Here is a 6,585-nt window from a genome sequence, read left to right on the forward strand (position 1 = left end):
GGGGTGCGCGGTGCTGTCGGGGGTGCGTCAGCCCCCTCACACCACCCTCTCCCCCACGAATTCCGCGTATAAAGTGGTGCGGAAATCTGCGCGCTGCGGCGCGCTCCCGTCCGGCGCATCCGTGCGCCACGAGACCGAGGTGAGATGTCCTCCTCCCCGCAGTCCCTCCGCCTGGCCGTCATCGGATCCGGCCCCGCCGGCGTGTACGCCGCAGAGACCCTGCTGCGCTCCGAGCCCGTGAAGTCCGGGCGCCTGGAGGTCCAGGCCGACATCTTCGACAGGCTCCCCGCCCCGTTCGGGCTGATCCGCTACGGCGTGGCCCCGGACCACCCGCGCATCAAGGGGATCATCACCGCGCTGCACCGCATCCTGGGCCGCGGCGACATCCGCTTCCTGGGGGACGTGGAGTTCGGCACCGATCTGACCATCGAGGACCTGCGCGAGCACTACGACGCGGTCGTGTTCGCCACCGGCGCCCTGAAGGACGCCGATCTGGACATCCCCGGCATCGAACTGGACGGCTCCTACGGTGCCGCCGACTTCGTGGCCTGGTACGACGGGAACCCGGACTATCCGCGCACCTGGCCGCTGGAGGCCGAGCAGGTCGCGGTGATCGGCAACGGCAACGTGGCCCTCGACGTGGCCCGCGTGCTGTCCAAGAGCGCCGACGAGCTGCTGCGCACCGAGATCCCCGCCAACGTGCACGAGGGGCTGGCCGCCGCCCGCACCACCGATGTGCACGTGTTCGGCCGCCGCGGACCCGCCCAGGCCAAGTTCTCGCCGCTGGAGACCCGCGAGCTGGCCCACCCCAAGGGTGTGCAGGTGGTCATGGACCCCCGCGACCTCGAGCAGATCAGCGAGGCCGAGTGGGAGGCCATCAAGGCCGACAAGCGCACCGACCAGGTGGTGCAGAGCTTCGTGAACTGGCTCGAGGAGCAGCAGCGCCGCGAGGCCGCGGGCGAGGAGCCCACCGACCACCACGGCGGGCCCGTCACCCGGCGCCTGCACATGCACTTCTGGCATCGGCCCGTCGAGGTGCTCGGCGAGGACGGGAACGTCACCGGCATGCGCTTCGAGCGCACCCGGCTCGACGAGGAGGGGCGCCTGGAGGGCACCGGCGAGTTCGTCGACTACGAGATGCAGGCCGTGTACCGCGCAGTGGGGTACTTCGGCAGCGAGCTTGCCGGGATCCCCTACGACTCCTCCCGCGGCGTGATCAGCAACGCCGCAGGCCGTGTCACCGAGGCGGATGGCACCGTGCTGCCGGGCCTGTACGCCAACGGCTGGATCAAGCGCGGCCCCGTCGGCCTGATCGGTGCGACCAAGTCCGATGCGATCGAGACCGTGGGCTCCCTGCTGGAGGACCTCGAGTCCGGGCAGCTGCCCACCGCGCCGGAGCGCGACAACGACGCGATCGTGCGCCTGCTGGACTCCCGTGGGGTGCAGTACACCACGTGGGAGGGCTGGATCGCGCTGGACGCGCACGAGAAGGCCCTCGGTGCGGCCGCGGTGGATGCCGACGGCGAGCCGCGCGCCCGCATCAAGGTCGTGGACCGCGAGGAGATGGTCCGCATCTCCCGCGAGGGCGCACCGCAGCCCACGCACGCCTGAGCCGCGCACGAGCAGCAGGCACCCCGCCGCAGGGCCGGGGGCCGGACCGGAGCCCCGGCCCCGGCCCCCGGCCCTTCTGCATTGCCCGGCGCCGTGGCGGCCGCGGCTGTGAGACCCGGAACAGCACGACCCGCGCACGGTGCAGGGAGGCACCCCGCCGCTATCGTGGAATGATTGTTCCACAATCGAGAGGCGATCCCATGCTCACCATCACCTACGACCGCTTCGGCGATCCCGCCGACGTCCTGCGCACCGCCGAGGCCGATGCCCCTGTTCCGGCCGCCGGCGAGGCGCTGCTGAGGATGACCCTCGCCCCGATCCACCACCACGACCTGTGGACGATCCGCGGCTCCTACGGCGTCCGCCCCGCGCTGCCCTCCGGCGCCGGCAGCGAGGCCGTCGCGGTGGTGGAGGCGCTCGGCGAGGGCGTCGAGGGCTACGCCGTCGGCGACCGTGTCGCGGCGACCGGGATCACCGGAGCCTGGGCGGAGCTGTTCACCGCCCCCGCCTCCTCGCTGGTCCCGGTGCCGGCCGAGCTGCCGGACGAGTCCGCCGCCCAGCTCCTGGCCATGCCCTTCAGCGCCGTCTCCCTGCTCGAGCACCTCGACCTCGCTCCCGGCGAGGTGCTCGTGCAGAACGCCGCGACCGGGGCCGTCGGCCGCCTCGTCGCGCAGTTCGCTCGGCTGCGCGGGATCCGCGTCATCAGCCTGGTGCGGCGCGGCAGCGGCGTCGAGGAGCTCGCCGCGCAGGGCATCGGGGACGTCGTCGCCACCGATCGGGAGGACTGGCAGGAGCAGGCGCGTGCGCTGATCGGAGAGGCGCGCGTCGCAGCGGGGCTGGACTCCGTGGGCGGCGAGGCGGCGGGCCAGGTGCTCTCGCTGCTCGGGGACGGCGGTCGCCTGGTGGTCTTCGGGGCGATGGGCGACTCGACCATGGCGCTCCCCTCGGGCCCGATCATCTTCCGCGATCTGAAGGTCGAGGGCTTCTGGGGCTCCCGGGTCTCGGCGGAGATGGCGCCGGAGGTGCGTCGCCGGCTCATCGGCGAGATCTTCTCCGGCCTGCTCTCCGGCGAGGTCACCCTGCCGGTCGCGGCCACCTTCCCGCTGGAGGAGGTCGCCGCCGCCGTGGCGGCCACGCTGACCGACGGCCGACAGGGCAAGGTGCTGCTGCGCCCGTGAGCAGCATGCCGCAGCACGAGGAACCCCGGCGGGATCGATCCCGCCGGGGCTCCTCGCACCTGCCCGACGCCTGCAGGCAGGACGCGGGGCGGTCAGTCGTCGGTGACGGTGACGACCACCGGGATGTTGCCCCGGGTGGCGTTCGAGTACGGGCACACCTGGTGCGCGGCGTCGGCCAGCGCCTGGGCGGTGTCGTGGTCGAGCTCCGGGATGACCACCTCGAGCTCGACGGCGAGCGAGAAGCCGCCGGACTCCTCGGAGCCGATGGTGACGCGGGCGCCGACGCTCGAGCCGTCGATCGCGACCTTCTGCTGCCGGGCGACGGCCTGCAGGGCGGAGTGGAAGCAGGCGGAGTACCCGGCGGCGAAGAGCTGCTCGGGGTTGGCGCCGGCGCCGGTGCCGCCCATGGCGGTCGGGACGGCGAGGTCGAAGGCGAGATCCGACTCGGCGACATCGACGTGGCCGTCGCGGCCGCCGCCGGTGGCCAGGGCTTCGGTGGTGTAGAGGGGCTTCATGGGTGTCCTTGCTCCTGGTTCTGGAGTGCGGTGAGGGCGGAGTCGATCGCGGCGGTGGCCGCATCCCGGTCCACCCGGGTCATGACCAGCGCGCTGATCAGCAGCGCGACGCAGGTCTCGACGAGCTGCGCGCGCTCCTGCGGCGACTGGTCGGGGCGTCGGGCCTGCACGCCGCGGGTGAAGGCGGCGATCAGCTCGGCGCGGTAGGCGCGCACGGCCTCGGCGATCCCGTCGTCCCGGGCGAGCCCGGAGCAGGCGGTGTTCACCAGCAGGCATCCGTCGGAGAGGGTGCGGCCGGACGGGTCCGCGAACAGCGCGCGGGCCGCGAGGAAGTAGCGCTCGAGAGCATCGGGGGCGACCTCGGGCGCGCACAGCGGGGCGAGCCCGGGGCGGACGACACGCTCGAGGTAGTCCTCGATCGCGGCGTCGAACAGACCGCGCTTGGAGCCGAAGGCATGGTAGATGCTGCTGGCGTTCAGTCCGGTGGCCCGCTGGAGGCTCACCATGGAGGCGCCCTCGTACCCTTCGCTCCAGAACACGTCGCGGGCGGAGCGCACGGTGTCCTCCCGCACGAAGGCGGACTGTCGTCCCATGACCCCTCCTGCTCGCTGCCTGCTCGTCGTCGTTCCTCGCCCGGACTGTCGGCGCCGGGCACGACCCACTATAGTGGAACGATCATTCCAATCGAGCTCGGAGGTCGCGATGCTCACCCTCGGCTCGATCCTGGCCCTCGCCGCGGCCGCTCTCCACGTGGTCATCTTCCGCCCGGAGTCCATCGCCTGGGGCGGGGCGCAGGCGCAGAAGGTGTTCGGCGATCAGAGTCCGCAGGAGGTTGCCGCGACCGCGCTGCTGCTGAGCTCCCCCGCGCAACGCGCCGCCGCCATGAAGCAGGGCGCGCTCCCGATGCTGGCCGTGCTCGCGACGGCGATCGGCCTGCCGCTCTGACCCTCCCCGTCCACAGAGCGCCCGGGCGCCCTCAGCGGCGGATCGAGGCGAGGTGGTCGGCGATGCGGTCCACGGCGTCGGCGAGCACGTCGGCCTGCGGGAGGGTCACCAGACGCAGGTGGTCGGGCTCGGGGTAGTTGAATCCGGTGCCGTGGTTGACCAGCAGCTTCTTCGAGCGCAGCAGGTCGTAGGCGAACTCCTCGTCGCTGTCGATCCGGTACATCTCCAGGTCCAGCTTCGGGAACATGTACAGCGCACCCTCGGCCTTGACCACGCTCACCCCGGGGATCTCACTGAGGCCCTCGTAGGCCACGTCCCGCTGCTCGCGCAGCCTGCCGCCCGGCAGCACCAGGTCGTTGATGGACTGGTAGCCGCCCAGTGCCGTGGCCACCACGTGCTGGGCCGGGACATTGGGGCACAGCCGCATGTTGGAGAGCACCTCGAGTCCCTCGATGAAGCTGGTGGCATCGTCCTGGGGGCCGTACAGGGTCATCCAGCCGGCCCGGAACCCGGCCACCCGGTACGCCTTGGACAGCCCGTTGAAGGTGATCGTCAGCAGGTCCGGAGCGAGGGACGCGATCGGGGTGTGCACCGCATCGTCGTAGAGGATCTTGTCGTAGATCTCGTCGGCCAGGATCAGCAGGCCGTGCTTGCGGGCCACCTCCACGATCTCGCGCAGCACCCGCTCGGGGTAGACAGCGCCAGTGGGGTTGTTGGGGTTGATCACCACGATGGCCTTGGTGCGCTCGGTGATCCTGTCGGCGATGTCGCTGACATCGGGCCACCAGCTGTCCTGCTCATCGCAGCGGTAGTGGACAGCGCGCCCGCCGGCCAGGGAGACGGCGGCGGTCCACAGCGGGTAGTCGGGCTGCGGGATTAGCACCTCGTCGCCGTCGTCCACCAGCGCCTGGCAGACCATCTGGATCAGCTCGGAGACCCCGTTGCCCAGGAACACGTCGTCCAGCTCGATGCCGGGCATGCCGCGCATCTGGTAGTACTGCGCCACGGCACGCCGGGCCGCGGGAATGCCGCGCGAATCGGAGTACCCCTGGGCCGTGGGCAGGTTCTTGATCATGTCCACGAGGATCTCGTCGGGCGCCTCGAATCCGAAGGGGGCGGGGTTGCCGATGTTGAGCTTGAGGATCTGGTGGCCCTGAGCCTCCATGCGCGCGGCCTCCGCCGGGACCGGCCCGCGGATCTCGTAGCAGACGTCGCGCAACTTGGAGGACTGGGTGAGGATCATCGGGCGCTCCTGGGTCATGGGGTGGGGACAGAGTAGCGGCTGCCGGGCCGACGGCTCCGGTCTCGCACCCAGGCTCACCTGCCGCACCGTCCGGATCGACGGCCAGGAGCTGCAGACTGGAGGTCGAGGACAGGCGCGTCACCCCCGATCTGGCCGACAAGGAGGGGCGGATGGGGGTGGGGAGCCGCATGCATGGGGCGGGACCGGGACGGGCGGATCGCGCCTCGGCCGGCCCTCCACAGGATCCCGGCCGGGGATGCATCCGGCGCCTCCCATCTGACATGCTTCCGGTGACGACGCACGCCCTGCGCGCACCCGGCGCGAGAGCAGACCACGAGGGGAAGCCATGACCGAGACCACCGGCGATGTCGATGCTCAGGACGAGCCCACCATCTACACGGCCTACGAGATCGACTTCATGCTGAACCTGCGCCCCACCGCACAGGGCGCGGTCACGCGGGAGCAGATCGGCCTGCGCAGCGCCCCGGAGGAGGCCCGCGAGTTCGTGACCGCCGCGGTCACCTCCGGCCTGCGGGCACGGGGAAAGGTGGAGCGCTCGGACGACGGCCAGTGGCTGCTGGGCGAGGAGGGCCAGGTGATCGCCACCGCGCTGACCGCCGCCGATCGCTGGATGGGGATCGCGCTGGCCGAGGGCGATGCGATGCGCATGGCCTTCGTGATCAAGGCCAACGAGGCCATCCTGATGCTCACGCAGGACGAGCTGGACTCCTTCATCGTCTCGGCCCTGCCGGACGCCGAGCAGGTGCCGGCCTCTGTGGGAGAGGTAATCTCCGCGTTCCTGGCCGAGGGCCGCGAACGCACCGTCTCCCTGCGACGCACCGATGGCGCTGATCCGTCGGCTACGGTCCCGCTGATGTTCCATGTCGAGGAGGACGGCCACTGGCAGGTCGGTCATCTGCCGCTGGACGACCAGGGCGTGCTGTCGGTCTCGGAGCTGCCGCGCGACGGCGTCGAGCAGGCCGTGCGCTCGCTGTGGCAGAACGGCGCCAGCGAGGCGCCTGGCGCCTGAAGCATCGTCGCGCCTGAGGCATCGGTGCGCCTGAGGCGTCGTTCCGCACGCTCAGGTGGCAGG

Annotated in this window: 7 protein-coding genes; 4 read left to right on the forward strand and 3 right to left on the reverse strand. The window is 71.5% G+C overall.

The genetic code is table 11. From position 1 onward, the window contains the following. Positions 1-144: 144 nt before the first annotated feature. Together M3B01_RS04445 and M3B01_RS04450 are read left to right on the forward strand one after the other, a co-directional pair. On the forward strand, positions 145-1,611 hold the full coding sequence (locus M3B01_RS04445) for an FAD-dependent oxidoreductase (protein WP_259789723.1): 1,467 nt from the start codon (positions 145-147) through the stop codon (positions 1,609-1,611). Between the two features lie 200 nt (positions 1,612-1,811). Beyond that, positions 1,812-2,789 (forward strand): zinc-binding dehydrogenase, encoded by a 978-nt coding sequence (locus tag M3B01_RS04450; protein WP_259789724.1) that lies wholly within the window; start codon positions 1,812-1,814, stop codon positions 2,787-2,789. Positions 2,790-2,881: 92 nt separating this feature from the next. Here M3B01_RS04450 and M3B01_RS04455 read toward each other — a convergent pair whose 3' ends face one another. Both M3B01_RS04455 and M3B01_RS04460 read right to left on the reverse strand, forming a co-directional pair. Further along, a complete protein-coding gene (locus M3B01_RS04455; protein WP_010550080.1) occupies positions 2,882-3,304 on the reverse strand; it encodes an organic hydroperoxide resistance protein in 423 nt (140 codons plus the stop codon). Next, a complete protein-coding gene (locus M3B01_RS04460; protein WP_259789727.1) occupies positions 3,301-3,897 on the reverse strand; it encodes a TetR/AcrR family transcriptional regulator in 597 nt (198 codons plus the stop codon). The genes M3B01_RS04455 and M3B01_RS04460 overlap by 4 nt, the downstream gene beginning before the upstream one ends. A 109-nt stretch (positions 3,898-4,006) precedes the next feature. Between M3B01_RS04460 and M3B01_RS04465 the strand changes: the two genes are divergently transcribed. Continuing rightward, positions 4,007-4,249, forward strand: coding sequence for a hypothetical protein (locus M3B01_RS04465; RefSeq protein ID WP_259789729.1), 243 nt, complete (start codon positions 4,007-4,009; stop codon positions 4,247-4,249). Between the two features lie 31 nt (positions 4,250-4,280). On the opposite strand, the gene M3B01_RS04470 is transcribed toward M3B01_RS04465, so the two are convergent. After that, a complete protein-coding gene (locus M3B01_RS04470) occupies positions 4,281-5,492 on the reverse strand; it encodes a pyridoxal phosphate-dependent aminotransferase (protein WP_259789736.1) in 1,212 nt (403 codons plus the stop codon). A gap of 346 nt (positions 5,493-5,838) precedes the next feature. On the opposite strand from M3B01_RS04470, the gene M3B01_RS04475 reads away from it, so the two are divergent. Continuing rightward, a complete protein-coding gene (locus tag M3B01_RS04475) occupies positions 5,839-6,522 on the forward strand; it encodes a hypothetical protein (protein WP_259789731.1) in 684 nt (227 codons plus the stop codon). Positions 6,523-6,585 lie beyond the last annotated feature (63 nt).

This window comes from Brachybacterium sp. p3-SID957 (assembly GCF_025144775.1).
Taxonomy (GTDB): domain Bacteria; phylum Actinomycetota; class Actinomycetes; order Actinomycetales; family Dermabacteraceae; genus Brachybacterium; species Brachybacterium epidermidis.

What these genes read in the sequence shown, in the direction of transcription:
- M3B01_RS04475 (WP_259789731.1), top strand. Translation starts at nt 5,839, where the DNA reads ATGACCGAGACCACCGGCGATGTCGATGCTCAGGACGAGCCCACCATC.
- M3B01_RS04445 (WP_259789723.1), top strand. Translation starts at nt 145, where the DNA reads ATGTCCTCCTCCCCGCAGTCCCTCCGCCTGGCCGTCATCGGATCCGGC.
- M3B01_RS04470 (WP_259789736.1), bottom strand. Translation starts at nt 5,492, where the DNA reads ATGATCCTCACCCAGTCCTCCAAGTTGCGCGACGTCTGCTACGAGATC.
- M3B01_RS04465 (WP_259789729.1), top strand. Translation starts at nt 4,007, where the DNA reads ATGCTCACCCTCGGCTCGATCCTGGCCCTCGCCGCGGCCGCTCTCCAC.
- M3B01_RS04455 (WP_010550080.1), bottom strand. Translation starts at nt 3,304, where the DNA reads ATGAAGCCCCTCTACACCACCGAAGCCCTGGCCACCGGCGGCGGCCGC.
- M3B01_RS04460 (WP_259789727.1), bottom strand. Translation starts at nt 3,897, where the DNA reads ATGGGACGACAGTCCGCCTTCGTGCGGGAGGACACCGTGCGCTCCGCC.
- M3B01_RS04450 (WP_259789724.1), top strand. Translation starts at nt 1,812, where the DNA reads ATGCTCACCATCACCTACGACCGCTTCGGCGATCCCGCCGACGTCCTG.